This window comes from Allobosea sp. R86505, from assembly GCF_042466375.1.
Taxonomy (GTDB): domain Bacteria; phylum Pseudomonadota; class Alphaproteobacteria; order Rhizobiales; family Beijerinckiaceae; genus Allobosea.
Genome location: NZ_JAXHPY010000001.1, coordinates 1 through 24,856, shown reverse-complemented (window position 1 = coordinate 24,856; position 24,856 = coordinate 1). Strand labels below are relative to the sequence as shown.

Here is a 24,856-nt window from a genome sequence, read left to right as displayed (position 1 = left end):
GATGCCGACGGGAACGACCAGCGGCACGCCCCAGGTTCTCCTGGCCCACCATCTCAAGCAGCTCAAGCTGCCGACGGTGCTGCGCGAGTACGACAAGGTGGCCCGCGAATGCGCGCGTGATGGCGTCGATCATCCCCGCTATCTGCTGCGCCTGATCGAGCTCGAACTCATTGATCGCGAGCGCCGCACGGTCGAGCGGCGCATCCGGGCAGCGCGGTTCCCGGCGGTGAAGAGCTTCGACACCTTCGACTTCGCCGCAATCCCCGGCCTCAACAAGATGCTCGTCCTGGAACTGGCGCGCTGCGGTTATCTCCTGCGCCGGGAGAACATCATCGCGCTCGGCAACAGCGGCACCGGCAAGACCCATGTCGCGCTGGCGCTTGGGCTGGCGGCTTGCCAGAGGGGCTTCTCCGTCACGTTCACGACTGCGGCCTCGCTGGTCAACCAGTTGCTGGAGGCGCGCGACGAGCGCCGCCTGCTCAGGCTTCAGCGCGATCTGCAGGCGGTCAAGCTGCTCATCGTCGACGAACTTGGCTATGTGCCGTTGTCGCCGACAGGTGCCGAACTTCTCTTCGAGACGTTCTCGCAGCGCTACGAGCGCAGCTCGACCATCGTTACCTCGAACCTGCCGTTCGAGGACTGGACCTCGATCCTGGGATCGGAGCGTCTCACCGGCGCGCTGCTCGACCGGCTCACTCACCACGTCAGCATCCTGGCCATGAACGGCGACAGCTATCGGCTGAAGCAATCCGCCGGCCGACGGCGCAGCCTCGCCGCGGCGGAGCAAAACCAGGCCACTGCCGAACACCTCGATCCCGAGACCGGCGAGATCACAACAAGCTGATCGGAAACGAATGCGACGATACGCAAAGGGCCCCGATCGGGGCCCTTTGCGTATCGTCCGCCCGCGCCGCCACCGGCCTGCTTTTACTCCGCCGCGCTGGCCTGGAATCTGACCGACGTTGACAGATCGCACCGGCATGGGTGTTGTTCGACCAGATCCTGGCAATTGCAACGACTGAAAAGGCCGGCGCCCTCGCGCCTCTCTCAGAATTGAATCTTCTGTGTCGAGACGCCATGCGTGAAAGACGCGCGCAGATCATCAGGCTCTCGGACAAACCCGAGAAGCACTTCGCGTCGAGAAAGCTGCGAACAGTCGCGCGGAAAACGGTCGGTTCGACAAAGAACTTGACGAAGGCAAGGCGGCTGTCGCCGAGCGAAATCGCGGAGCTGCCGATCCTGCTGACATAGCCTTTCGGAAACTCTCCCCCTAGGCGCAACGTGTGATGTGGTGAACTTGGACAGCCTCCCGACCGGAGGCTGTCATGGCCCAAAGGCCCAAACCGAAACGCGTTCCCGTCGCCTCCGGCCAGCTGGCCGGGGGCGGTGCGTCGTTTCGGTCGAAATCATCGGGAAGAGGGCGCGAGGAAGCCTATATCCAAGTGGAAACGGATTTCGAGAGCTTGCCGGTGACGCCCCGGGAAATCGAGTTGCTGAGCCACTATCTGGGTGCTGAAATCGACGCCCTGCTGCGCGGCGATGGCTGATGGATAGAAGGTTGGAGACCATGGCAGCGAAGAAGCGATCGGCAGCTAATCAGCCCACCTCGACCGGCCCATTGCGTGTGTGCTCCTATTGCCGCGTCTCAACCGGCCGGCAGGCCGACAGCGATTTGTCGATTCCCGATCAGAACCGTCAGATCGGCGACTACGTTGCGGCGAAGGGCTGGGAGCTCGTTGCGACCTATGTCGATCCCGGACTGTCGGCGACCGATGACAACCGGCCGCAGTTCCAGGCCTTGATCGAGAGGGCGCTCGACGACGACCATCCCTTCGATGCCGTTCTGGTCCATTCCTACTCCCGGTTTTTCCGGGATTCCTTCAACCTCGAACTCTATCGTCGGCGGCTCGAGAAGGCCGGGGTGAAGCTGGTCTCGATCACGCAGGAACTTGGCGACGAACCCGCCGACGCCATGATGCGTCAGCTCATCGCGATGTTCGACGAGCACCAGTCGCGCGAAAACGGAAAACACGTCCGCCGGGCGATGCAGGAGAATGCGCGGCAGGGCTTCTACAACGGCTCACCCGTAGCGCTCGGCTTCACGACCACGGTGGTGGCCCGGCACGGCAACCGCGACAAGAAGGTCCTTGTCATCGATTCCGTCGAGGCCGAGCTGGTTCGGCGGATCTTCCTCCTGTACCGCGATGGGGACGGCGCCAGCGGGCCGATGGGCGTCAAGGCGATCGCGACCTGGCTCAACGGGCATGGCTACCGAACCAAGCGCGGTGGCCTGTTCGGCGTCGCTGCCGTCCACACGATCCTGACCAACAGGGCCTACATCGGCCAGACGACCTTCAATCGCCGCTGCTCGCGGACACTCCGCCAGAAGCCGGCAGACCAGCACATTCATGGCGAGGTCGAGCCGATCGTCGACGCAACCCTATTCGAGTGGGTCCAGCAGGCTCTGCCGACCCGCAGCCCTAAGGTCGTCGCCCCACGCGTGGTCACCGGGCCGATCCTGCTGACGGGTCTCGCCTCCTGTAGCTGCGGAGCCGCAATGACGCTGCGGACAGGCACCGGTGGTCAGGGCAGGGTCTACAAGTACTACACCTGCTCCGCCAGCGCCCGGCAGGGCAAGACCGCGTGCAAAGGGCGGTCGATCCGCATGGACCGGCTCGATGGCCTCGTCGTCGACGCTCTCAAGAAAAACCTTCTTCAGCCGGAACGGCTCGCCGACGTGCTGTCAGCCGTCATCGATTCCCGCTCGCGTCGTGCCGAGGAGATCGAGCAGCGCATCCGGCGTCTTCAGCAATCTGGCGCCGAAGCGCGCGACAAGCTCCGGCGGCTGATCGACCTGATCGAAGGCACCGACTTCATCGATGATGAAATCAAGAGCCGTATCACCCAGCGTCGCAGCGAGATCGCCAAGGTGGAAGCCGAGCTCGAAAGGCTTCAGGCGCCCCGATCAGGGCAGGAGGCATTTTCCCATGAGGTGCTGATGCGATTCGGCCAACTCGTCTCGGAAAACATCGCAAACGGACCGATCCCGTTTCGGAAGGGCTATCTCCGCGCCGTGCTTGATCGCGTAGAGGTGGATGACGGTATCGTCCGTCTCGTCGGTAACACCCACGTGCTGGCCCAAGCCGTCAAGGACGGCCCGGCCAACGTGCAGGGAGTTCGCAGATCTATACCGAAGTGGCGCGCCCGACACGATTCGAACGTGTGACCTTTGCCTTCGGAGGGCAATGGCCGAAGTTTTCCGAACGACGGCGGGGATTTCTGGAGCCTCATAACCTATTGAAAATACGAAAGTTCGATTTCTTGTGATGTCCGGATGTTTCCCGTAATGTCTCGCCCGTGGCTATTCGGTGGCTACTCGAAAAGAGAGAGGCGGGCGACCATGCCGACGATTAAACTTACGAAACGCGCTCTCGACGGCATCAAGCCAGGCGGTACGATCGGCTTCTGGTACGTGTCCGCCTTCAGCGCTCTTGAGACAGTTTAGGGGTTTTCGGGAAGGGAGGATTTCTGGATCATCGCAGCCATTCAGGAGCGCAGATGAGACAGAAATCGGGGCCGGAGAAAGCACCGGCAGAGCAAGTCGTGAAGGATATTCGCCGAGCGACGCGGCGGCAGTTCTCGGCCGAAGAGAAGATCCGCATCGTGCTGGAGGGCGTGCGCGGCGAGGAGAGCATCGCGGAGCTGTGCCGGCGCGAGGGGATCGCCTCGTCGATGTATTACGGCTGGTCGAAGGAGTTCCTCGACGCCGGCAAGCGCCGTCTCGCCGGTGACACGGCCCGCGCCGCGACGTCAGACGAGGTGAAGGAACTGCGTCGCGAGGCGCAGGCCCTGAAGGAGGCTGTGGCCGATCTGACCCTGGAAAACCGCCTGCTTAAAAAAAGCATGCTCGCGGATGGGGAGGACGACATATGAGGTATCCCGCCTCCGAGAAGGCCGAGATCATCCGCCTGGTCGAGGGATCGCACCTGCCGGCGCGTCGCACCTTGGACAAGCTCGGCATCCCGCGCGCCACGTTCTATCGCTGGTACGATCGCTATCTCACCGGCGGGATCGAGGCGCTTGCCGATCATCGCTCGCGGTCGGATCGTGTCTGGAACCGGATTCCCGACCCGATCCGGGCCGAGATCATCGACCTGGCGCTGCGCGAAACGGAGCTGAGCCCACGCGAGCTGGCGGTGCGCTTCACCGACGAAAAACACTACTTTGTCTCGGAAGCATCGGTGTACCGGCTGCTGAAGGCGCATGATCTGATCACCAGCCCGGCTTACATCGTCATCAAGGCGGCGTCCGAGTTCAAGGACAAGACGACGGCGCCCAACCAGCTCTGGCAGACCGACTTCACCTACCTGAAGATCACGGGCTGGGGCTGGTATTATCTCTCGACAGTGCTCGACGACTTCTCCCGCTTCATCGTCGCCTGGAAGCTCTGCGCCACGATGCGGGCTGACGACGTCACCGCCACGCTCGATCTGGCTCTGGCGGCATCGGGGCTCGACCAGATCACGGTCGCTCATCGACCCAGGCTGTTGAGCGACAACGGCAGTTCCTACATCTCGGCCGACCTCGCCACCTGGCTCGACGGCAAGGGCATGAAACACGTTCGCGGCGCGCCCTATCACCCTCAGACACAGGGCAAGATCGAGCGCTGGCACCAGACCCTGAAGAACCGCATCCTGCTGGAAAACTACTATCTGCCCGGCGATCTCGAACGGCAGGTTGCCGCCTTCGTCGAGCATTACAACCATGCCCGCTACCACGAGAGCCTCGGCAACCTCACCCCGGCCGACGTCTACTTCGGCCGCGGGCAGGCCATCCTCACCGAACGCGAAAGGATCAAGCGCCAGACAATCCAGCGCAGACGCTTGCAGCATCAGCTGCAGGCCGCATAACCTCAAACCCAGATGAGCCAGAACCTCCGTTCCTGAGACGCCGCAACAGTCTCAAATCATCTGACGACGGACAGTTCTACAACACCATCCGCAGGCACTCGACCATCGGCTATCTCAGCCCGGTTGAGTTCGAGCGGAACGTGGGATTAGCTTAACTGCGTGTCCACAAAACCGGCAGCAGGCCATCCGCCCTGATCACGTCAACGGCACTATTGTCCTTCATCGTCGTTTCTGTGACCTCTCTGCCGTCAGTTGAATGGGCAGTGGTGGCCCATTCCCGACCTTGGGAGAGTCCGGTGTTGGGCATCCAGAATGCACCTAACCGATCTATGGTCGCCTCTCCATATTCAGCTAGAGCAGCGGACTCACGTATGCGCGTCGGACGAAGACGGTCGCGCGACCTTCTCTTCAGCCCTTCGCGATGACGCCGACGATCACCGTGCCCCATGTCGTCAGCAGGATGTGGGCGAGCGGGACCGCCGGGGTGTAGCCGAGAACCGCGACGGGGCTGTTGGCGCGGACCTGGACGGCCGCCATCGCGGCCGTCATGGTCATTGAACCGGCGAGCCCGCCGAGCAGCAGCACCGGGTTCATCCGCAGGACGAAATGGCCGAAGGCAAGGCCCGTCAGCAGGGGCGTCAGCGTTACCACCATGCCGCCGAACATCAGGCCGATCCCGGCCTCGGCCAGCGCGCTGAAGAAGATCGGCCCGGCATGCAGGCCGGTCATCGCCACGAAAGCGGCCAGGCCTAGCGAGGTCATCAGGGTCACCGCTCCGTCCGGGATGCGGCCGAACAGGGGATGTCGCGTGCGCAGATGCCCGACGAGCAGCCCTGCCAGCAATGCGCCGACACTGGTGCCGAGCGAGATCGTCAACCCGCCGATCGGGATCGAAATGACGGTTCCGACGAGTCCGCCGAGAAAGATTGCGAGCCCGAGCACCACGAAATCGGTCGTCTCCGGCGGCCGCACGATCTGGCCGATCAGGGCGGCGGCGGTCTCCACCGCGCGCTCATGGCCGATCAGCCGGAGGATGTCGCCGCGGTGCAATTCGGTTTGTGCGCTGATGGGAATTTCCTGCCCGCCCCGTTTCAGCGAGCGCGGGTAGACGTTGCGCGATTCAGCGAGCCCCGCGAGGTCGCCCAGTCTCCGGCCGGACGCGCCGGGGGCCGACACAAGCACGTCGAGCATGGCCACGGGCATGTCGAGCAGGGACACATCCTCGACCTCCTCGCGGTCGGGTCCGATCAATGCCACCAATGCCTCGCGCTTCCCCGATACGGCCACGACGTCGTTGGCCGCGATGGTGGTGTTCGGCGACACCTCGATCAGCTCGCCCGCGCGCCGGATGCGCTGCGCGAACATCCGCTCGCCGGGGCTGCGCTTCTCGCATTCGGCAATGCTGAGGCCGATCAGCGGGCTGTTCGCGCCGATGCGAAACGCCCGCAATTCATAAGGCCGCCACGCCGAGACGATGCCCGACGCCTGGCGGGTGATGCCGAGTTCGGTCTCCAGCTTCAGCGATTCCGCCACGAGATCGGCGCCGATCAGCCGCGGCGCGATGGAGCTGATGAACCAGATGGTCAGGACCGAGCCGGAAATGTAGCAGACGGCATCGGCCACCGCGATGTGGCTGATCAGGCGCGCCTTCTCGGCAGCCGGGATCGACAGGGCGTTGATCGCGTCGGTCGCCGTCCCCATCGCGGGCGACTCGGTCAGAGAGCCCGATACCAGGCCGGCCGCATAGCCGGCATCGAGGCCAAGCACCTTGGCCACCGAGATCGCGGTCAACAGGCCCGCGACGGTGGTGACGATCGCCAGCGCCACCGGTTTTAGCCCGTCGCGCTTCAGGCTGGCGACGAACTGGGGGCCGACCGAGTAGCCGATGCCGAAGAGGAACAGCAGGAACAGGAAGGATTTGGCGATCGGCGAGACTGGCACCTCGGCGAACTGGCCGATCGAGAGGCCGGCAAAGAGCGAGCCGGTGACGGGCCCGAGCTTGAAGGCGCCGAAGCTGACGCTCCCGATCCAGTACCCCAATCCGATCGCCAGAAAGACCGCCAGTTCCGGGTACCCGACCAGGAAGTTGCCGAACCAAACCACGCCTCGAGCCCCTCTCATCTGCCGAAACGGGCCGCGCGCGCGAAGGCGGGCAGCCCGTTGCCGTCGTTGGAGCCGGCCGGCTAGTTGGCCAGGACCATGGCGAAATAGCCGAACACCGTCAGCAGCACGCCGGAGACAGCGTAGGCCACGGGAAACCCGATCCACGGTACGTTCGACTGGATCTCGACCGTGGCCTCGCGGCAGGGGCCCGAATGGCTGCGCGCCCCCGCGACGCCACCCATCAGCACGGCCGGGTTGAGCTTGAACAGGTGAAACCCGATCGCCCAGACCAGGATCGGCGGGATCGAGCAAGCGAGGAAGCCGACGACGAAGATCTTGACCGCCAGGATCCCAGTGAGCTGCGCCAGCAGCGAATTCCCCGCATTGATGCCGACGATCGCGACGAAGACGATCAGCCCGAGATCCTCCAGCACGTTGCGAGCGGCGGTCGGCGTGTTGCCGAAGAAGCGTAAGCGCGACGAGAGCGAGGAGACCAGGATCCCTGAGACCAAAAGGCCGCCGGCATTGCCCAGACCGATCGAGGCGCCGAAGGCGGGGAACTCGATCGCCCCGATCAGGAACCCCAGGATCATGCCGACCGAGAGTGTCAGCAGATCGGTCGCGACGCTGGGGCGCACGATCCGGCCAAACAGGCTTCCGACGCCATTGACCGCGCTCTTGAGGCCAACGACCGTGACGATGTCCATGCGCTGCAGCGTGGTTGCAGTGCCGATCGGGATCGGCACGCCGCCACGCTCGATCGCCACGACCTGAAGCTGATCCACGCCGGGCAAGGCTCGCATCTCGGCATAGGTCTTGGACAGCATGGCCTTGTTGGTGACGAGGATGTCGGCGCGGTCGAGCTGAACGTCGAGCGCCGCCCGGTCGGCGACCTCGGGGCCGAGGAGACCCATATTAGCCGTCAGTGCTTCCGGCGTTCCGCCGAGCGCGATCACATCGCCCGTCTGCAGCACGACGGTAGGCTCGACGCCGACAGGTACCCCGTCGCGCAGCACGTTGCCGATGCGGTATTGCGGGTAGCGGCTCAGCAGGTCGCCGATGGTGCGGCCATTCCACTCCGCGTTTTCGAGGCGGTAGGCGCGTGCGCCCGACGACCGCCAGCCCGTGATGATCGGCCCGTCGCCGCTCGCCACGCCATTGGCCTTCTCATAGTCCTTTGCGGCGGCGCTGGCATCGATGCCCCACCAGCGCGGCAGGTATTTGGTGATGAGCACGATGCCGACCGTGCCCCAGATATAGGTGATGCCATAGGACAGGGCGATCATCGCGCTGACGTCCGCCGGCGTGGTGCCGGCCGGCAGTGTCAGCACGCCTGAGAGCGCAGCCTGCTCGGCTGAGCCGATCGACGCCGACATGGTCTGCGAGCCCGCGAGGATACCGCCTGCCGCGCCCGGAGGCAGCCCCAAAAGCTTGGCGCCCAGAACGGTGATGCCGAGGCCGAGAACGCAGCTGACGATCGCGAGCAGCGTGAATTTCAGCCCGTCGCCGCCCAGGCTGTTGACGAAGGACGGGCCGACGCGCAGGCCGACGCCGTACATGAAGAGATAGTAGAAGAGCAGCCGCGTGAAATTATCCAGTTCGAGCTTCTGGCCGTAGACCGAGGCCCAGACCGACAGCCCGCAACCGACGATGATGGCAGAGGCGACCATGCCGAGGCCGTAGCCAGCAATGGTCTGCCGGCCGATCCAGACGGCGAGGCCGACGGTGAAGAACAGCAGGATATAGGGGCTGGACGCCAGGAAGGTGAAGAAGGCCGCCATGGGGTCAGCTCCCCATGCGCTTGGCGAGAGCCGCCGTGGTGATGAGCTTCAGGCCCTTCTCACGCTCGTAGCCATGGATCTCCTTCACATCGAGCTTCCGCATGAAGGTGATGGTGTGCTCGGTCACCACCTGCCCGGGCACGAGGATTGGAAAGCCCGGCGGGTAGGGAATGACGAAATTGGACGAGACCATCGGCGGGCCGTTTGCCAGCCGCTCGTCGCAGGCCGCACCGAAGATCGGCACATACTCGCATTCGGCGGCATTGTAGGCCGCGTAGAAGGCGCTGCGCATGTCGCCCTCCGGCGTATCCGCGCCGGCATCCTTCCGGAAAGCCGGATGGAACGACGAGAAATTCGGCAGATCTGGCACGTCCGTCATCAGCGATGTGGTGCGTGCGTCGAAGCTGCCGCGCCCGGCCGCGCCGCCCTGTGCCAGCGTCTTCTCGATGCCGGCGCAGATTTCGGCCAGCACCCGGATGAAATGCGCCACGTCACTGCGGGTGTTGTTAATGTTGGATTGCAACAGCACCGAATTCCGCGAGGTCTTGTTGACCTGGATGTTGAAGCGCTCGGCCAGGATGCCTTTGAACTGGGTGCCGTCGAACCCGGCCGCGCCGCAGATCAGGGTCATGCGGGTGGGGTTGAGGATGAACTCGTCCTCGCGCACGGCTTTCAGCGCGTCGCCCCACGTGGTGTCGGGCGTCAGGAAGTCGACGAAGCCCGACTGGCGGAAGCGCTCCGGGATCATCTGGTCGGCGCCAGCGATCGAGAAATACCTCGAGATCAGCGGGTGCTCTGCGATGGCGCGGCGGATGGCGAGCGCGATCTCGATGGCGTTCATCACCAGCCCATAGCCTTCGAGCTCCATCTGCCGGCGTGCCACGTCGAGCGAGGCTATCAGCTGCTGGTTGGGGCTGGTCGAGGCATGGGTGAAGATCGCCTCGTGGAACTGCGCCTCGATCGAGCCGAAATCGACGTCCTTGACGATGACAATCGAGCCCTGCCGGATCGCGGACATGCTCTTGTGAACCGAGGTGGTCTGGTAGACCCGCAGCCGCACGGCGCGCGGATCGGGCACCAGCCTGGTGTTCAGCAGCACCTCGTCGCTGGGGTTGTCCCCCAGAAGCGCCTGCTGGCTATCCCAGGCGGCGAGCGCTTCCGGCGTGGCCAGCGATGCCTCGATCTCGGCGGCAGCGCCCATCGCCGTGCGCGGCCGCAGATAGGGCGACCAGCGCGCGAAGGCCGACCAGGCCTCGTCCCACAGGAAGATCACGTCGGGCTTGATGGCGAGGCATTCCTCCATCACCCGGCGCGTGTTGTACATGTGTCCGTCGAAGGTGCAGTTGGTCAGATCGACCATGCGCAGCCGGTCGAGCCGTCCTTCAGCGCGCAGCGCCAGCATCGCCGCCTTGATCGTCGCCAGCGGCACCGCGCCATACATCGAGAATTCCGTCAGCGGGAAGGCTTCGACATAAAGCGGTTGGGCGCCGGCGAGCACGCATCCGTAATGGTGCGACTTGTGGCAGTTGCGATCGAGGATGACGATATCGCCCGGCGCACACAGGGCCTGGTGAACCATCTTGTTGGAGGTGCTGGTGCCGTTAGTGACGAAGAAGGCGTGGTCGCCGCCGAAGGCGCGCGCCGCCAACGCCTGCGCCTGCTTGATCGTGCCGGTGGGTTCGAGCAGGGAATCGAGCCCGCCCGTCGTCGCCGAGGACTCCGCCAGGAACAGGTTGATCCCGTAGAACTCGCCCATGTCGCGGATCCAGTCGGACTTGAAGATCGACTTGCCGCGCGCAATTGGAAGCGCGTGGAAGGTGCCGACAGGCCGCTTGGCGTAGGCTTTCAGATTGTCGAAGAAGGGCGACTGGTACCGATCCTGAATGCCTTCGAGCACGGCCAGATGGAGTTCAAGCGGCTCTTCCACCGAGTAGAAGATCCGGCGCACAGCGTTGGCAGCCGGATCGCCAGCCATCTGCTCGACGTTCTGGTCGCTCAGCAGGTACAGGTTGAGTTCGGGACGCATCCTCTTGAGGCTGCGGCACAGGCCGAGCGCGGTCCTGTCGGCGCCGGCGTCTTCCAGCGCCGGATCGATGATCGTCCGCAGCACCGGCATGTCGTGCCGCGAGCGCAGATCAAACCCCTGATGCGCCACGACCGCCAGGATCGACGGATTGAGCGCGGCGGCGCAGAGCGCATCCTCGAATGACCCGACGAAGACCGGCTCGTAGATGAAGCTGTCCTCCGGCCGGCGCAGGCGGCGGATCTCGGCCGCAAGTGAGGCCCAGCGCGCGGGCGGTGCCGCTGAGACGAACAGCACCTCAAAATAGGGCCGCGCCTGGACGTGATGCGGCGCGAAGGACAACTCGGCTGCGCTGGCGGCGTCGTCGCTCTGGTCGGTCCCGTCGAAACCGGCTCGGTAGGAGCGGTTGAGCAACTGGCTGCTGATCCGGCGTGCGGCCACGGCGCTGCCGGCGGCGTCGTCTGCCGCGATGCGGTCCTTCAGGGCCGCCATCTGGCGCGAGCCGGGGAATGCGAAGAACTCCTCCAGGGCGGCAGCCTCAGTCATCACGCCGTCGACATCGGAGCGGCCAGCCTTGCCACGGCTCCAGGCCTCGCAGCACGATGCGAGGCGGCGCCAGCGATCGGCGCGGGCAGCGGGTGCGGAAAACAGATGATCGACGCGCGAAGCGCCGGCCCCGTTCGAGGTCTGTATCGCCATAGCGCCTCTCCAAATTTTCCGCCTAGGAAGGATGACTTCCTGTTGGTCATCTGACAGTATTCAACACCCAATCGGCGTCATTTACCAACGGTAATTTCTGGTTTTTTAGACCGTTAGCCGGGGCTTTTTATATCGTTTTTATTTAATTGAATCAGGGGATTCCGTCGGTGAATACATCTCGGGGGCCAGATGACAATTTTGGCGATTATCGGGAGGGGCTGGCCGTCGCTACGCCAGCGTCGAAGGCCGCTGCTGTGTTCGTCGGCACGTTCATGGCGGCGATGTTTGGCCTCTCGCTCTTTTACGTCACACGCCCTCAGGTTCTGCTCGTCCAGGGCGAGGCCGATGCCACCCGCATCGATATCGCTGCTCGCATCGATGGCCGCATCGCGACGAGGCCCGCTGGGCGCGGCGATAATGTCGTGGCGGGTCAGGTGCTTCTCACCATCGAGAACCAACAACTGCTGACCAAGCTCGCCGAGGCGGAAGCCGCGCATGCGGTGTCCCTCGCCGATCTGAGCCGGATCGAGGCCGGGACGCGTCCGGAGACGATCGCTGCGCGCAAGGCGGCGCTGGCCGCAGCGGAAGCCTCCGCCCATCTCGCCCAGCAGAGCTACGACCGCGTCAAACTGCTGGCCGACCGGGATTTTGCGTCCAATCAACGGCTCGATGAGGCCACCGCATCGCTCGACGTCGCGCTGCGCAGCGCCGAGCAGGCGAGGCTCGCCCTGGCGGCGGCACAAGCCGGTGCGACGGCCGAGGAACGCGGCGTGGCGCACGCGGCAGTCGCCCGCTCAGAGGCCGCGATCGAGACCTTGAAGGCCCAGGCCGCCGAACTGGTCGTCAAGGCGCCCGCCGCAGCCCAGATCTACCAAATCGGCGCAGAACAGGGCGAGTTTGTCTCGCCCGGCGTGCCCTTGATGTCCCTGGTGGATCTCGGCGACGTCTGGCTGCGCTTCAATCTCCGCGAGGATCTGGTCAAGGGTCTCAAGCCCGGCGACAGGCTCAACGTCACGGTGCCGGCGCTTGGCGACCGCAGCATCACTGTGGCCGTCCGCAGCATCGCGAGCCGCGGCGAATATGCCGGCTGGCGCGCCACCCGTGCGACGGGCGATTTCGATCTGCGCAGCTTCGAGGTGCGGGTCTATCCGGTCGATCCGCTGCCTGGGCTGAGGCCGGGCATGAGCGCCCATTTCGACCGCGCCGGCGCACGCTGATGGGCGCCGTGGCGGACACGGGTCTGCTTGCCGTCGCCCGCCGCGAAGTCTCCTGGATCTGGCGTGACAAGGTCGCGCTCATCCTGTTGTTCGTCATCCCGCTGATGTCTTTCGCCGTTCTGGCGACAACCTTCAGCGCAGCCGTCATCCGGGAACTCAAGATCGACGTCGTCGACCTCGACAATTCCGCGACGTCGCTGGCCCTCGTGGAGACCATCGCCGCCTCCCCGAGCGTCCGGGTCGCGCACCGCTCGAACGATCTGACCGGCGCAATGACGTCGATCCGGTCGGGACAGGCGATCGCCGCGGTCTATCTGCCGCGCGATTTCGAGCGCGACATTCTCGCGGGCAAACGCCCGCAGGCGGTGATCTTCGCCAACAAGCAGTTCCTCACGCCCGGCAACGTCGCCGCCAGCGGGCTGCAGGTCGCGTTGTCGAATGCCGTCGCCAATTTGCCGAAAGGTTCAGCCGCGTCAGCCGGCGATGCGCCGGGCGCGCTGGTCGTCGAGCAGTTCGTGCTGACCAATCCGGGCCTGAACTACGCCCAGTTCCTGCTGCGCTCGATCCTGCCGACCATCCTGCATGTGCTGATCGCCTGCGCGGCGGGCTATGCGGTCGGCTCCGAATTCAGCCAGCGCGACATGCGCGGCTGGCTCGCCACCGCCGGGGGCTCGCCGCTGACGGCGCTGACCGGCAAGCTCTTGCCCTATGCCGCGATCTTCCTGCTGATGATGATGGTCGGGCTCGTGATCATCCACGGCCTGTTCGGCGTTCCCTTCAGGGGCGATCCCGTGATGGTGGCGGCCGCCGCCTGCCTGCTGATCGTCGGCTATCTGTCGCTGGGGGCGCTGCTGCCGCTCCTGGTCAAGAGCCTGCCCTCCGGCCTCGTCCTCACCGGCGTCCTGTGCTCGCCGGCCTTCGGCTTTGCCGGCGTCGGCTATCCGATTCTCGCCATGAACGACTTTTCAGTCGCCTGGGGGGCGATCCTGCCGCTGCGCTGGTACATCGAGGTGCTGTTCGATCAGGCCGCGAGAGGCGTGCCGGTCGGCACCTCCGCGATAGCTTTCACCGCTCTGGCCACGCTCGCGCTGTTCTATGGCGGTCTGGCCTGGATGCGTCTTCGCGCCCTGGCGCGGCAGCCCTTCGCCGCCGCCCCCGAGCCCCGGCTCAGCCGCGCCACCGCCAGGACGAGGCTGGTGCGCGGCTTCATGGGGGAATTCCTGCGCGTGATGCGCGACCGCGGCGTCTTCGGCCTGATTATTTTGGGCCCCCTGATCTACGGCTTTCTGTATCCACAGCCCTACGCAACCCAGCTCATGCGCAACGTACCGATCGCCGTGGTCGATCAGGACGGCTCCGAGCTCGGCCGCACCATCGTGCAGGCGCTCTCGGCCCATGAGGGCGTCAGTGTGGCGATGCGCGGTGCGACCCTGGCCGAGGCCGAGGCGGCGATGGCGCGAGGCGAGGTCTATGGCGTCGTCGCCATTCCCGCCAACGCGCAGCGCGAACTCATCCGCGGGGAGCGGGTGGCGATCCCGGCCTATGTCGATTCCGCCTATCTGCTGATCTACAGCCGTGTTACCCAGTCGATCCTCGAGGCCGTCGGCACCGTATCGGCGGAGATCGCGTCGCGAGGCGCACGCTCCGACGGAAGTCTCTATCGTCAGGCGCTGGTCACCAATGCGCCCGTCGAGGTCGTCAGCCAGCCGCTCTTCAACCCGACCGGCGGCTATGGCAGCTATGCCGTGCCGGCCGCCTTCGTGCTGATCCTGCAGCAGACGCTGCTGATGGGCGCGGCCATGCTCGGCGGGCTCGCCTTCCTGACGGGCCGGGCCGCTTCGCGTCGCGCACGGCTCCAGCCAGGCGCGGTCCTGGGCCAGGCGCTCGCGCATCTCCTGCTCGTGCTGCCCGGCTTCGCGCTCTATCTGATCGTGCTGCCGCGGTTCTACGGGTTCTCGCAGCAGGGCCGCGTTCTCGACCTCATCGTCTTCTCGATCCCCTTCATTCTAGCCGTCAGCTTCCTCGGCCAGTTCGTCGGCGCGTTTTTCCGCCGGCGCGAGACCTCCGTCCTGCTGCTGATCTCGGTCAGCCTGCCGCTGTTCTTTCTCGTGGGCGTCGCTTGGCCGCCGGAGGCCATCCCCGGCGGGCTGCGCATGGCGAGCCTCGTCATCCCCAGCACGACCGCGATCGACGGGCTGGTGCGCATCAACCAGATGGGCGCCTCCTTCGCGGATGTGCATCGCGACTGGCTGGTGCTGTGGGGACTGGCTTGCCTCTATGCCGTCCTGGCGATGCTCTCGCCATTGCTCATGCCGAAAAGGGCCATCGCCGATGAGCGCTAGAACGTCGCCGGCCTCACCCTTGTTCGCATTCGCCGCCCTTGTCGCGATGGGGCTCGGCCCCTCCGTGGCAAAGGCGGAAGCCATCGCCGGCATGGTGCGCCAGACGCAGATCAAGCTGTCACCGACCATCGGCGGGCGCCTGAAGTCGGTCGCGGCCCTCCCCGGCCAGCGCGTGCGGCAAGGCGAGGTCCTGGCCGTCATCGACAGCCCCGAACTCACGGCCTCGGTCGCCGAAGCGCAGGCGGCCGTCGGAAGCGTCAATGCCGAGCGAGACCGCGTCCTGGCGGGACCGCGTGCGGAAGAGATCGCCATCGCGCGTCAGGCCGTCGAGACCGCGAAGGCCAATCTCCTCCTGTCCGAGCAATATGCCGCCCGCATCGCGGCGCTGGCGGCGCGCAATGTCGGCTCGCGGGCCCAGCTCGACGAAAGCACGGCTGCATTGGCGAAGGCCCAGGCCGATCTCGCCCTCAAGACGGCCGACTGGGACGCGGCGACAGCCGGCCCCGTAGCCGAGGAGCGCGCGCTGCTGGACGCCAAGCTCGCGCTAGCACAGGCAAGCCTCGCCGATCTCGCCGCACGGCTGGACAAGACGCGGCTGACCGCGCCGATGGACGGCACGATCGGCATCCGCATCGTCGAGCTCGCCGAGATCGTTCCGGCCGGCCGGGCGATCCTGACCCTCGTGCCCGATGGCCAGACCTGGCTCAGCTTCACCCTGCGCGAAGATGCGCTGCGGGGGCTGGCGATCGGACAGACGGTTTCGGTCGACAAGGTCGGCGGTCAGACGCTTCAGGCGCGGGTGACCGAACTGCGCCCGCTGGGCGAATTCGCCACCTGGCGCGCCGCGCGCGCCGTGGGCGCTCATGATCTGAACAGCTTCCGGATCCGGCTCGAACCCGTTCAGCCGGATCCGCAGCTCCAGCCGGGCATGACCGTGTGGCTCTCGCGACGACCCTGAGCACGGCTCATGTCGAGACGTGACCTCTTTCGCAGGAAGGGTGAAGACGATGACGATCGAGCCGAAGCTGAACCGCCGCAACGTTCTCGCGACATCGACGGGCCTGGCGCTCGGGGCGTCCGCGCTGGGAGCGGGGGTCGCTGTCCCCGTTCTGGCGCAGGTCGCCTCGCCCGCCCCGGCAGCCGTGGGGGCGACGACACAACCGCCGGCTTCAGTCGCGCTGGCAGCCAAGGCCGTGAGCGAAACCCGTGACGCCATCATCAGGATCTCGCGCGAGGTCTGGGCGACGGCCGAACTGTCGCTGGCGGAGGTCAAGTCGCACCAGATCCACATCCGCGAGCTTGAAGCGGGTGGGTTCCGCATCTCCAGCCGGGCGACGGCCGGCATCCCCACCGCCTTCATCGCCGAGTGGAGCCAGGGCAGTGGCGGGCCGATCATTGGCTATCTGCCCGAATATGACGCGCTGCCGGGACTCGGCAATGCCGCCGAGCCCGTCCAGAAACCAGGTCCGACCGGAACCGAGATCGGCCATGGCTGCGGCCACAACATGCTCGGCGCCGGCTGCACCGGGGGAGCGCTGGCACTCAGGCGCATGATGCAGGCGGCCGGCACGCCCGGGACCATCAGGGTCTATGGCTGCGCGGCGGAGGAGACCGAGGGCGCCAAGGTCTACATGGCGCGCGCGAACCTCTTCGCCGATGTCGATGCCGTTCTGGCCTGGCATCCGGCCCCCTTCGCGGCCGCAGGCACGGTGCGCACGACGGCCACGAACAATGCCAAGGTCATCTTTCGCGGCAAGACGGCCCATGCCGGCAATGCGCCCTGGGAAGGACGCAGCGCCCTGAAAGCCGCTGAGCTCTTCGGCATCGGCGTGCAGATGATGCGCGAGCACATCCTGCCGAGCGCCCGGATCCACTACATCTACGAATCCGCCGGAGTGGCGCCCAACATCGTGCCGGACCTCGCGCAGATCTGGATCGCGATCCGCGATGTCGACCGCGATAAGGTCACCGCGATGACGCACTGGATGCGCCAGATCGCCGACGGCGCCGCCATGGCGACCCAGACCACGGCCGAATTCGACCATTTCTTCGGGATGTACGATCTGCTTCCCAACGAGCCACTGGCCCGGCAGCTCTATGCTCATATCCTGGCCATCCCGACGGACTGGACGCCGGACGAGCAGGCCTTTGCGAAAGCCTGCCAGCGGGCCATGCAGGTCCCGGAAGCCGGCATGGCGGAGAAGCCGCTGCCGTTCCTGGTCAATGTCGCGGCGGGCGGCTCGACCGATGTCGGGGACGTCAGCCATCAGACGCCGGCCGGCGTCTTCGGCTGGCCGACGCTGCCGCTGGGGATCGGCCTGCACACCTGGCCCGTGACCGCCTGCGGCGGCATGTCGATCGGCGACAAGGCCTCGATCGCCACGGCGCGGATTCTCGCTGGCGTGGGGTTCGACCTGATGACCGATGCCGGGCTGCGCCAGGCTGCCAAAGCCGACTTCCAGAGACGGCGAGGCGACCGCCCCTTTGTGTCGGCCATTCCCGACAGCCGGAAGACACCCCGCGGGTTGCCGCCCTTCCTGGTCAAGACGGGAGGCGACGAACTGCTCTCGCAGGTCCAGGCGCCATAAGCAGGAAGGGGGCGATCATTTCAGGGCCGCCGACGTTGCCTTGCCGGCAGTTCGGCCGTGTTGCGAAGCCAGAACGGCAATGTCCGCTCGTGGGCGGAGCGCCAACGTCAGCTAATGTGAAGGGTTTCGGATGCCGGCCCATGCGAGCGGGTTCGGACTGGGCTGAGGGCCGGCGTCCGAAAGCCTCCAAGGGAGGAAGCCGCGGCCCGGGGCCGTGGGCTATGGGGATTTCGCCGCGCGGTATGGTCTGCGAGATCGTGCGAGGCGCGAGGCGACGGTGCGATGCTCCGACCGAGCGGCCCCGAAGCTGAGGTTTAGCTGCACATTTGGTGGATCCGAGACCGCGGCCATCTCCGTTTCCGCGATTGGGCCGAACGGGATTGCCCGCTCTCTGGCCGAGATCGGCAGTGCTTCCTGAAGATGCCGCCATGGGGCCATCGTCATGATGTGTCGATCCTGACGGCGAGGATGGTTCGCGGCGCTGTGCCCGGCGCGAAGCGCTCGACGAGGATCATGCGGCCGCCGCAGCATGGGCATGGCGGGTGGGGTTCAGAGGCCTGCTCGGGTTGCGCTGCGGCGACCGGGACGTCGTCTCTGGCGATGTCGTCCGGCGTCGTCGCCGCGATGATCTGCCTGATGCGGACGATGGTGTCGGCACGGCGGCTCGAGGCGAGCAGGCCGTAATGGCGGATGCGGTGGAAGCCGTCGGGCAGGACATGGAGCAGGAAGCGGCGGATGAACTCGTGGGCCGTCAGCGTCATGGTCTTGCGCCGGCCCTTGCCGGTGGAGCGGGCGCGATAGTCCTTCCAGCGGAACGTGACCCTGTGCCGATCCACGGCAATGATGCGGCTGTTGGCGATGGCGACACGGTGGGTGTAGCGGGCGAGATAAGCCAGCACGGCCTCAGGGCCACCGAAGGGGCGCTTGGCATAGACGACCCAGTCGGCGCGCCGCAGCGGCGCCAGCATGGAGGCGAAGGCATCGGCCTCAGTCAGATCGGCGAGATTGCCTTGGAAAGCGAGCCGCCCGGCCGCGTGCAGGGCCGCGAGCCCTTCGAGGAAGAGCCGTCTGAACAACCGCGAGAGCACGCGCACGGGCAGGAAGAAGCCGGATCGGCATGAGATCCAGCGAGCGCCGTCCGGCGACAGGCCGCCGCCGGGCGCGATGATGTGGAGATGGGGATGGTGCGTCATCGCCGATCCCCATGTGTGCAGTACGCTGGTGAAGCCGATGCGGGCGCCGAGATGCCGGGGATCGCTCGCGATGGTGGCGAGCGTCTCGGCTGCAGCCCTGAACAGCAGGCCGTAGACCTCGGCCTTGTTCTGGTAGGCGACCGCTGCGATCGACGCCGGCAGTGTGAAGACGAGATGATAGTAGGGCACGGGCAGGAGATCGGCCTGGCGATCCGCGAGCCAGTCCTTTGCCGCTGCGCCCTGGCAGCGCGGGCAGTGCCGGTTGCGGCAGGAGTTGTAGGCGATGGCCGCGTGATCGCAGTCGCCGCAGGCCATGACATGGCCGCCGAGCGCAGCCGTGCGGCAGGCCCGGATGGCACCCATCACCTTGAGCTGACCGCGGCTGAGCCGATGGCGCGCGAGATAGGCCTCGCCATGCCGGTTCAGGATATCCGCAACCTCCAGCGAAGGCCGCGCCATGATCGGCGCGGGACCGCTATGGCGGTGGCGGCGGCGCCAGCAGCGCGAGCGGGCTCGTCACTTCGCGCAGCGTCTTCAGCGCGACGCGGGTGTAGACGGCGGTGGTGTCGAGCTTCCTGTGCCCGAGCAGGACCTGGATGACGCGGATATCGGTCTTCCGCTCCAGCAGATGGGTGGCGAAGCTGTGCCTGAGCGTGTGCATTGACACCCGCTTGTCGAGCTTGGCTGCCTCGGCTGCAGCATGGCAGGCCCGGTTGAGCTGGCGCGTCGTGATCGGCTGGCCCGGCTGCTGGCCGGGGAAGAGCCAGCCGCGCGGCCGCTTCACCCGCCACCACTGCCGCAGCAGATCGAGCAGGTCGGGCGCGAGCATGACATAGCGGTCCTTGCGGCCCTTGCCCTGCTCGACCCGGATCAGCATGCGGGCGCTGTCGATGTCGGTGACCTTGAGGTTGGCGATCTCCGAGACGCGCAGGCCGCAGCCATAGGCGATGCTCAGCGCGGCGCGGTCCTTCAGGCTCCGCGCATGCGCCAACAGCAGCGCCACCTCCTGCGTGTCCAGAACCACCGGCAGGCGATCGGGCGTCGGGATCCGCGCCATGCGGTCACCAAAGCCGGTCCGGCCCAGCGTGACGTGGAAGAAGAAGCGCAGGGCCGTGCAGGCCAGGTTCATCCGGGCATAGCTGGCGCCGAGCGAAGCCATGTGAAGCTGATAGCGCCGTAGATCCTCGGGCTCGGCCCGGTCCGGCGGCAACCCAAGGAAGGCCGTGAACTCACGCACCTGCCGGACATAGTCGCGCTGCGTGTGCTCGCCGAACCGGCGGATGGTCATGTCCTCGATCATCCGCTGGCGCAGCGGGCTGACGGTGTGAAGGGTTTCGGATGCCGGCCCATGCGAGCGGGTTCGGACTGGGCTGAGGGCCGGCGTCCGAAAGCCTCCAAGGGAGGAAGCCGCGGCCCGGGGCCGTGGGCTATGGGGATTTCGCCGCGCGGTATGGTCTGCGAGATCGTGCGAGGCGCGAGGCGACGGTGCGATGCTCCGACCGAGCGGCCCCGAAGCTGAGGTTTAGCTGCACATTTGGTGGATCCGAGACCGCGGCCATCTCCGTTTCCGCGATTGGGCCGAACGGGATTGCCCGCTCTCTGGCCGAGATCGGCAGTGCTTCCTGAAGATGCCGCCATGGGGCCATCGTCATGATGTGTCGATCCTGACGGCGAGGATGGTTCGCGGCGCTGTGCCCGGCGCGAAGCGCTCGACGAGGATCATGCGGCCGCCGCAGCATGGGCATGGCGGGTGGGGTTCAGAGGCCTGCTCGGGTTGCGCTGCGGCGACCGGGACGTCGTCTCTGGCGATGTCGTCCGGCGTCGTCGCCGCGATGATCTGCCTGATGCGGACGATGGTGTCGGCACGGCGGCTCGAGGCGAGCAGGCCGTAATGGCGGATGCGGTGGAAGCCGTCGGGCAGGACATGGAGCAGGAAGCGGCGGATGAACTCGTGGGCCGTCAGCGTCATGGTCTTGCGCCGGCCCTTGCCGGTGGAGCGGGCGCGATAGTCCTTCCAGCGGAACGTGACCCTGTGCCGATCCACGGCAATGATGCGGCTGTTGGCGATGGCGACACGGTGGGTGTAGCGGGCGAGATAAGCCAGCACGGCCTCAGGGCCACCGAAGGGGCGCTTGGCATAGACGACCCAGTCGGCGCGCCGCAGCGGCGCCAGCATGGAGGCGAAGGCATCGGCCTCAGTCAGATCGGCGAGATTGCCTTGGAAAGCGAGCCGCCCGGCCGCGTGCAGGGCCGCGAGCCCTTCGAGGAAGAGCCGTCTGAACAACCGCGAGAGCACGCGCACGGGCAGGAAGAAGCCGGATCGGCATGAGATCCAGCGAGCGCCGTCCGGCGACAGGCCGCCGCCGGGCGCGATGATGTGGAGATGGGGATGGTGCGTCATCGCCGATCCCCATGTGTGCAGTACGCTGGTGAAGCCGATGCGGGCGCCGAGATGCCGGGGATCGCTCGCGATGGTGGCGAGCGTCTCGGCTGCAGCCCTGAACAGCAGGCCGTAGACCTCGGCCTTGTTCTGGTAGGCGACCGCTGCGATCGACGCCGGCAGTGTGAAGACGAGATGATAGTAGGGCACGGGCAGGAGATCGGCCTGGCGATCCGCGAGCCAGTCCTTTGCCGCTGCGCCCTGGCAGCGCGGGCAGTGCCGGTTGCGGCAGGAGTTGTAGGCGATGGCCGCGTGATCGCAGTCGCCGCAGGCCATGACATGGCCGCCGAGCGCAGCCGTGCGGCAGGCCCGGATGGCACCCATCACCTTGAGCTGACCGCGGCTGAGCCGATGGCGCGCGAGATAGGCCTCGCCATGCCGGTTCAGGATATCCGCAACCTCCAGCGAAGGCCGCGCCATGATCGGCGCGGGACCGCTATGGCGGTGGCGGCGGCGCCAGCAGCGCGAGCGGGCTCGTCACTTCGCGCAGCGTCTTCAGCGCGACGCGGGTGTAGACGGCGGTGGTGTCGAGCTTCCTGTGCCCGAGCAGGACCTGGATGACGCGGATATCGGTCTTCCGCTCCAGCAGATGGGTGGCGAAGCTGTGCCTGAGCGTGTGCATTGACACCCGCTTGTCGAGCTTGGCTGCCTCGGCTGCAGCATGGCAGGCCCGGTTGAGCTGGCGCGTCGTGATCGGCTGGCCCGGCTGCTGGCCGGGGAAGAGCCAGCCGCGCGGCCGCTTCACCCGCCACCACTGCCGCAGCAGATCGAGCAGGTCGGGCGCGAGCATGACATAGCGGTCCTTGCGGCCCTTGCCCTGCTCGACCCGGATCAGCATGCGGGCGCTGTCGATGTCGGTGACCTTGAGGTTGGCGATCTCCGAGACGCGCAGGCCGCAGCCATAGGCGATGCTCAGCGCGGCGCGGTCCTTCAGGCTCCGCGCATGCGCCAACAGCAGCGCCACCTCCTGCGTGTCCAGAACCACCGGCAGGCGATCGGGCGTCGGGATCCGCGCCATGCGGTCACCAAAGCCGGTCCGGCCCAGCGTGACGTGGAAGAAGAAGCGCAGGGCCGTGCAGGCCAGGTTCATCCGGGCATAGCTGGCGCCGAGCGAAGCCATGTGAAGCTGATAGCGCCGTAGATCCTCGGGCTCGGCCCGGTCCGGCGGCAACCCAAGGAAGGCCGTGAACTCACGCACCTGCCGGACATAGTCGCGCTGCGTGTGCTCGCCGAACCGGCGGATGGTCATGTCCTCGATCATCCGCTGGCGCAGCGGGCTGACGGTGACGGCATCGATCATGGAAACCTCCAGGGATCAGGGGAAACGACCCCAAATCCTCGGATGCAGCGCCTCACAGGCGAAATCTCAGCGATGACCGCGCCGCAGCACCCTGCCGCGAGAGCGGCTTAGTCCACTGTGAAGGGTTTCGGATGCCGGCCCATGCGAGCGGGTTCGGACTGGGCTGAGGGCCGGCGTCCGAAAGCCTCCAAGGGAGGAAGCCGCGGCCCGGGGCCGTGGGCTATGGGGATTTCGCCGCGCGGTATGGTCTGCGAGATCGTGCGAGGCGCGAGGCGACGGTGCGATGCTCCGACCGAGCGGCCCCGAAGCTGAGGTTTAGCTGCACATTTGGTGGATCCGAGACCGCGGCCATCTCCGTTTCCGCGATTGGGCCGAACGGGATTGCCCGCTCTCTGGCCGAGATCGGCAGTGCTTCCTGAAGATGCCGCCATGGGGCCATCGTCATGATGTGTCGATCCTGACGGCGAGGATGGTTCGCGGCGCTGTGCCCGGCGCGAAGCGCTCGACGAGGATCATGCGGCCGCCGCAGCATGGGCATGGCGGGTGGGGTTCAGAGGCCTGCTCGGGTTGCGCTGCGGCGACCGGGACGTCGTCTCTGGCGATGTCGTCCGGCGTCGTCGCCGCGATGATCTGCCTGATGCGGACGATGGTGTCGGCACGGCGGCTCGAGGCGAGCAGGCCGTAATGGCGGATGCGGTGGAAGCCGTCGGGCAGGACATGGAGCAGGAAGCGGCGGATGAACTCGTGGGCCGTCAGCGTCATGGTCTTGCGCCGGCCCTTGCCGGTGGAGCGGGCGCGATAGTCCTTCCAGCGGAACGTGACCCTGTGCCGATCCACGGCAATGATGCGGCTGTTGGCGATGGCGACACGGTGGGTGTAGCGGGCGAGATAAGCCAGCACGGCCTCAGGGCCACCGAAGGGGCGCTTGGCATAGACGACCCAGTCGGCGCGCCGCAGCGGCGCCAGCATGGAGGCGAAGGCATCGGCCTCAGTCAGATCGGCGAGATTGCCTTGGAAAGCGAGCCGCCCGGCCGCGTGCAGGGCCGCGAGCCCTTCGAGGAAGAGCCGTCTGAACAACCGCGAGAGCACGCGCACGGGCAGGAAGAAGCCGGATCGGCATGAGATCCAGCGAGCGCCGTCCGGCGACAGGCCGCCGCCGGGCGCGATGATGTGGAGATGGGGATGGTGCGTCATCGCCGATCCCCATGTGTGCAGTACGCTGGTGAAGCCGATGCGGGCGCCGAGATGCCGGGGATCGCTCGCGATGGTGGCGAGCGTCTCGGCTGCAGCCCTGAACAGCAGGCCGTAGACCTCGGCCTTGTTCTGGTAGGCGACCGCTGCGATCGACGCCGGCAGTGTGAAGACGAGATGATAGTAGGGCACGGGCAGGAGATCGGCCTGGCGATCCGCGAGCCAGTCCTTTGCCGCTGCGCCCTGGCAGCGCGGGCAGTGCCGGTTGCGGCAGGAGTTGTAGGCGATGGCCGCGTGATCGCAGTCGCCGCAGGCCATGACATGGCCGCCGAGCGCAGCCGTGCGGCAGGCCCGGATGGCACCCATCACCTTGAGCTGACCGCGGCTGAGCCGATGGCGCGCGAGATAGGCCTCGCCATGCCGGTTCAGGATATCCGCAACCTCCAGCGAAGGCCGCGCCATGATCGGCGCGGGACCGCTATGGCGGTGGCGGCGGCGCCAGCAGCGCGAGCGGGCTCGTCACTTCGCGCAGCGTCTTCAGCGCGACGCGGGTGTAGACGGCGGTGGTGTCGAGCTTCCTGTGCCCGAGCAGGACCTGGATGACGCGGATATCGGTCTTCCGCTCCAGCAGATGGGTGGCGAAGCTGTGCCTGAACGTGTGCATTGACACCCGCTTGTCGAGCTTGGCTGCCTCGGCTGCAGCATGGCAGGCCCGGTTGAGCTGGCGCGTCGTGATCGGCTGGCCCGGCTGCTGGCCGGGGAAGAGCCAGCCGCGCGGCCGCTTCACCCGCCACCACTGCCGCAGCAGATCGAGCAGGTCGGGCGCGAGCATGACATAGCGGTCCTTGCGGCCCTTGCCCTGCTCGACCCGGATCAGCATGCGGGCGCTGTCGATGTCGGTGACCTTGAGGTTGGCGATCTCCGAGACGCGCAGGCCGCAGCCATAGGCGATGCTCAGCGCGGCGCGGTCCTTCAGGCTCCGCGCATGCGCCAACAGCAGCGCCACCTCCTGCGTGTCCAGAACCACCGGCAGGCGATCGGGCGTCGGGATCCGCGCCATGCGGTCACT

At 66.5% G+C, this 24,856-nt stretch carries 18 protein-coding genes; 9 read left to right on the top strand and 9 right to left on the bottom strand.

What is annotated here, in order from left to right:
* The first annotated feature begins 1 nt into the window (after nucleotide 1).
* The 5 genes from istB to SJY11_RS00070 all read left to right on the top strand — a co-directional run bounded on the left by istB (nucleotide 2) and on the right by SJY11_RS00070 (nucleotide 4,910).
* Nucleotides 2–844: an IS21-like element helper ATPase IstB gene (istB, locus tag SJY11_RS00090; protein WP_376989215.1), complete on the top strand. Its 843-nt coding sequence runs from the start codon at nucleotides 2–4 to the stop codon at nucleotides 842–844.
* A 143-nt stretch (nucleotides 845–987) separates the two neighbouring features.
* Nucleotides 988–1,251 (top strand): hypothetical protein, encoded by a 264-nt coding sequence (locus tag SJY11_RS00085; RefSeq protein ID WP_376984346.1) that lies wholly within the window; start codon nucleotides 988–990, stop codon nucleotides 1,249–1,251.
* A 74-nt stretch (nucleotides 1,252–1,325) separates the two neighbouring features.
* A complete protein-coding gene (locus SJY11_RS00080; protein ID WP_376984344.1) occupies nucleotides 1,326–1,547 on the top strand; it encodes a hypothetical protein in 222 nt (73 codons plus the stop codon).
* A 20-nt stretch (nucleotides 1,548–1,567) separates the two neighbouring features.
* Nucleotides 1,568–3,226, top strand: a complete 1,659-nt coding sequence (locus tag SJY11_RS00075; protein WP_376984342.1) for a recombinase family protein — start codon at nucleotides 1,568–1,570, stop codon at nucleotides 3,224–3,226.
* Nucleotides 3,227–3,558: 332 nt separating this feature from the next.
* Nucleotides 3,559–4,910 (top strand): IS3-like element ISMex37 family transposase gene (locus SJY11_RS00070; RefSeq protein WP_376984341.1). Its coding sequence is split into 2 segments (ribosomal slippage): nucleotides 3,559–3,895 and nucleotides 3,895–4,910, totalling 1,353 coding nucleotides; the frame shifts between segments, so codons are not numbered across the junction.
* A gap of 408 nt (nucleotides 4,911–5,318) precedes the next feature.
* Here SJY11_RS00070 and SJY11_RS00065 read toward each other — a convergent pair.
* The 3 genes from SJY11_RS00065 to SJY11_RS00055 form a co-directional block, all read right to left on the bottom strand.
* Nucleotides 5,319–7,013: an aspartate-alanine antiporter-like transporter gene (locus SJY11_RS00065; protein WP_376984340.1), complete on the bottom strand. Its 1,695-nt coding sequence runs from the start codon at nucleotides 7,011–7,013 to the stop codon at nucleotides 5,319–5,321.
* Nucleotides 7,014–7,093: 80 nt separating this feature from the next.
* Complete coding sequence (locus tag SJY11_RS00060) at nucleotides 7,094–8,794, bottom strand: aspartate:alanine exchanger family transporter (RefSeq protein ID WP_376984338.1); 1,701 nt, start codon at nucleotides 8,792–8,794, stop codon at nucleotides 7,094–7,096.
* Between the two features lie 4 nt (nucleotides 8,795–8,798).
* The gene (locus tag SJY11_RS00055) at nucleotides 8,799–11,510 is read right to left on the bottom strand and encodes a decarboxylase (RefSeq protein WP_376989214.1); all 2,712 of its coding nucleotides are present in this window, start codon (nucleotides 11,508–11,510) and stop codon (nucleotides 8,799–8,801) included.
* A 260-nt stretch (nucleotides 11,511–11,770) separates the two neighbouring features.
* On the opposite strand from SJY11_RS00055, the gene SJY11_RS00050 reads away from it, so the two are divergent.
* Genes SJY11_RS00050 through SJY11_RS00035 form a run of 4 tightly spaced genes read left to right on the top strand, consistent with a single transcriptional unit; the run spans nucleotide 11,771 to nucleotide 17,663 of the window.
* Nucleotides 11,771–12,733: an HlyD family secretion protein gene (locus tag SJY11_RS00050; protein ID WP_376984336.1), complete on the top strand. Its 963-nt coding sequence runs from the start codon at nucleotides 11,771–11,773 to the stop codon at nucleotides 12,731–12,733.
* Nucleotides 12,733–15,075, top strand: coding sequence for an ABC transporter permease (locus SJY11_RS00045; RefSeq protein ID WP_376984335.1), 2,343 nt, complete (start codon nucleotides 12,733–12,735; stop codon nucleotides 15,073–15,075). The genes SJY11_RS00050 and SJY11_RS00045 overlap by 1 nt, the downstream gene beginning before the upstream one ends.
* Before the next feature lie 19 nt (nucleotides 15,076–15,094).
* The gene (locus SJY11_RS00040; RefSeq protein WP_376984334.1) at nucleotides 15,095–16,033 is read left to right on the top strand and encodes an HlyD family secretion protein; all 939 of its coding nucleotides are present in this window, start codon (nucleotides 15,095–15,097) and stop codon (nucleotides 16,031–16,033) included.
* A gap of 49 nt (nucleotides 16,034–16,082) precedes the next feature.
* Nucleotides 16,083–17,663, top strand: a complete 1,581-nt coding sequence (locus SJY11_RS00035; protein ID WP_376984332.1) for an amidohydrolase — start codon at nucleotides 16,083–16,085, stop codon at nucleotides 17,661–17,663.
* A 440-nt stretch (nucleotides 17,664–18,103) separates the two neighbouring features.
* On the opposite strand, the gene SJY11_RS00030 is transcribed toward SJY11_RS00035, so the two are convergent.
* The 6 genes from SJY11_RS00030 to SJY11_RS00005 all read right to left on the bottom strand — a co-directional run.
* Entirely contained in the window at nucleotides 18,104–19,315 is a 1,212-nt protein-coding gene (locus SJY11_RS00030) for an IS91 family transposase (RefSeq protein ID WP_376984328.1), read from the bottom strand.
* A gap of 16 nt (nucleotides 19,316–19,331) precedes the next feature.
* On the bottom strand, nucleotides 19,332–20,156 hold the full coding sequence (locus tag SJY11_RS00025; RefSeq protein WP_376984331.1) for a tyrosine-type recombinase/integrase: 825 nt from the start codon (nucleotides 20,154–20,156) through the stop codon (nucleotides 19,332–19,334).
* 348 nt (nucleotides 20,157–20,504) lie between these two features.
* Nucleotides 20,505–21,716 carry an IS91 family transposase gene (locus SJY11_RS00020; protein WP_376984328.1) on the bottom strand — a complete coding sequence of 404 codons (1,212 nt, stop codon included), beginning with the start codon at nucleotides 21,714–21,716 and terminating at the stop codon, nucleotides 20,505–20,507.
* A gap of 16 nt (nucleotides 21,717–21,732) precedes the next feature.
* Entirely contained in the window at nucleotides 21,733–22,596 is an 864-nt protein-coding gene (locus tag SJY11_RS00015) for a tyrosine-type recombinase/integrase (RefSeq protein WP_376984330.1), read from the bottom strand.
* A 441-nt stretch (nucleotides 22,597–23,037) separates the two neighbouring features.
* Nucleotides 23,038–24,249, bottom strand: coding sequence for an IS91 family transposase (locus tag SJY11_RS00010; RefSeq protein ID WP_376984328.1), 1,212 nt, complete (start codon nucleotides 24,247–24,249; stop codon nucleotides 23,038–23,040).
* A 16-nt stretch (nucleotides 24,250–24,265) separates the two neighbouring features.
* A partial coding sequence (locus SJY11_RS00005; protein ID WP_376984326.1) for a tyrosine-type recombinase/integrase occupies nucleotides 24,266–24,856 on the bottom strand: 591 nt, incomplete at its 5' end.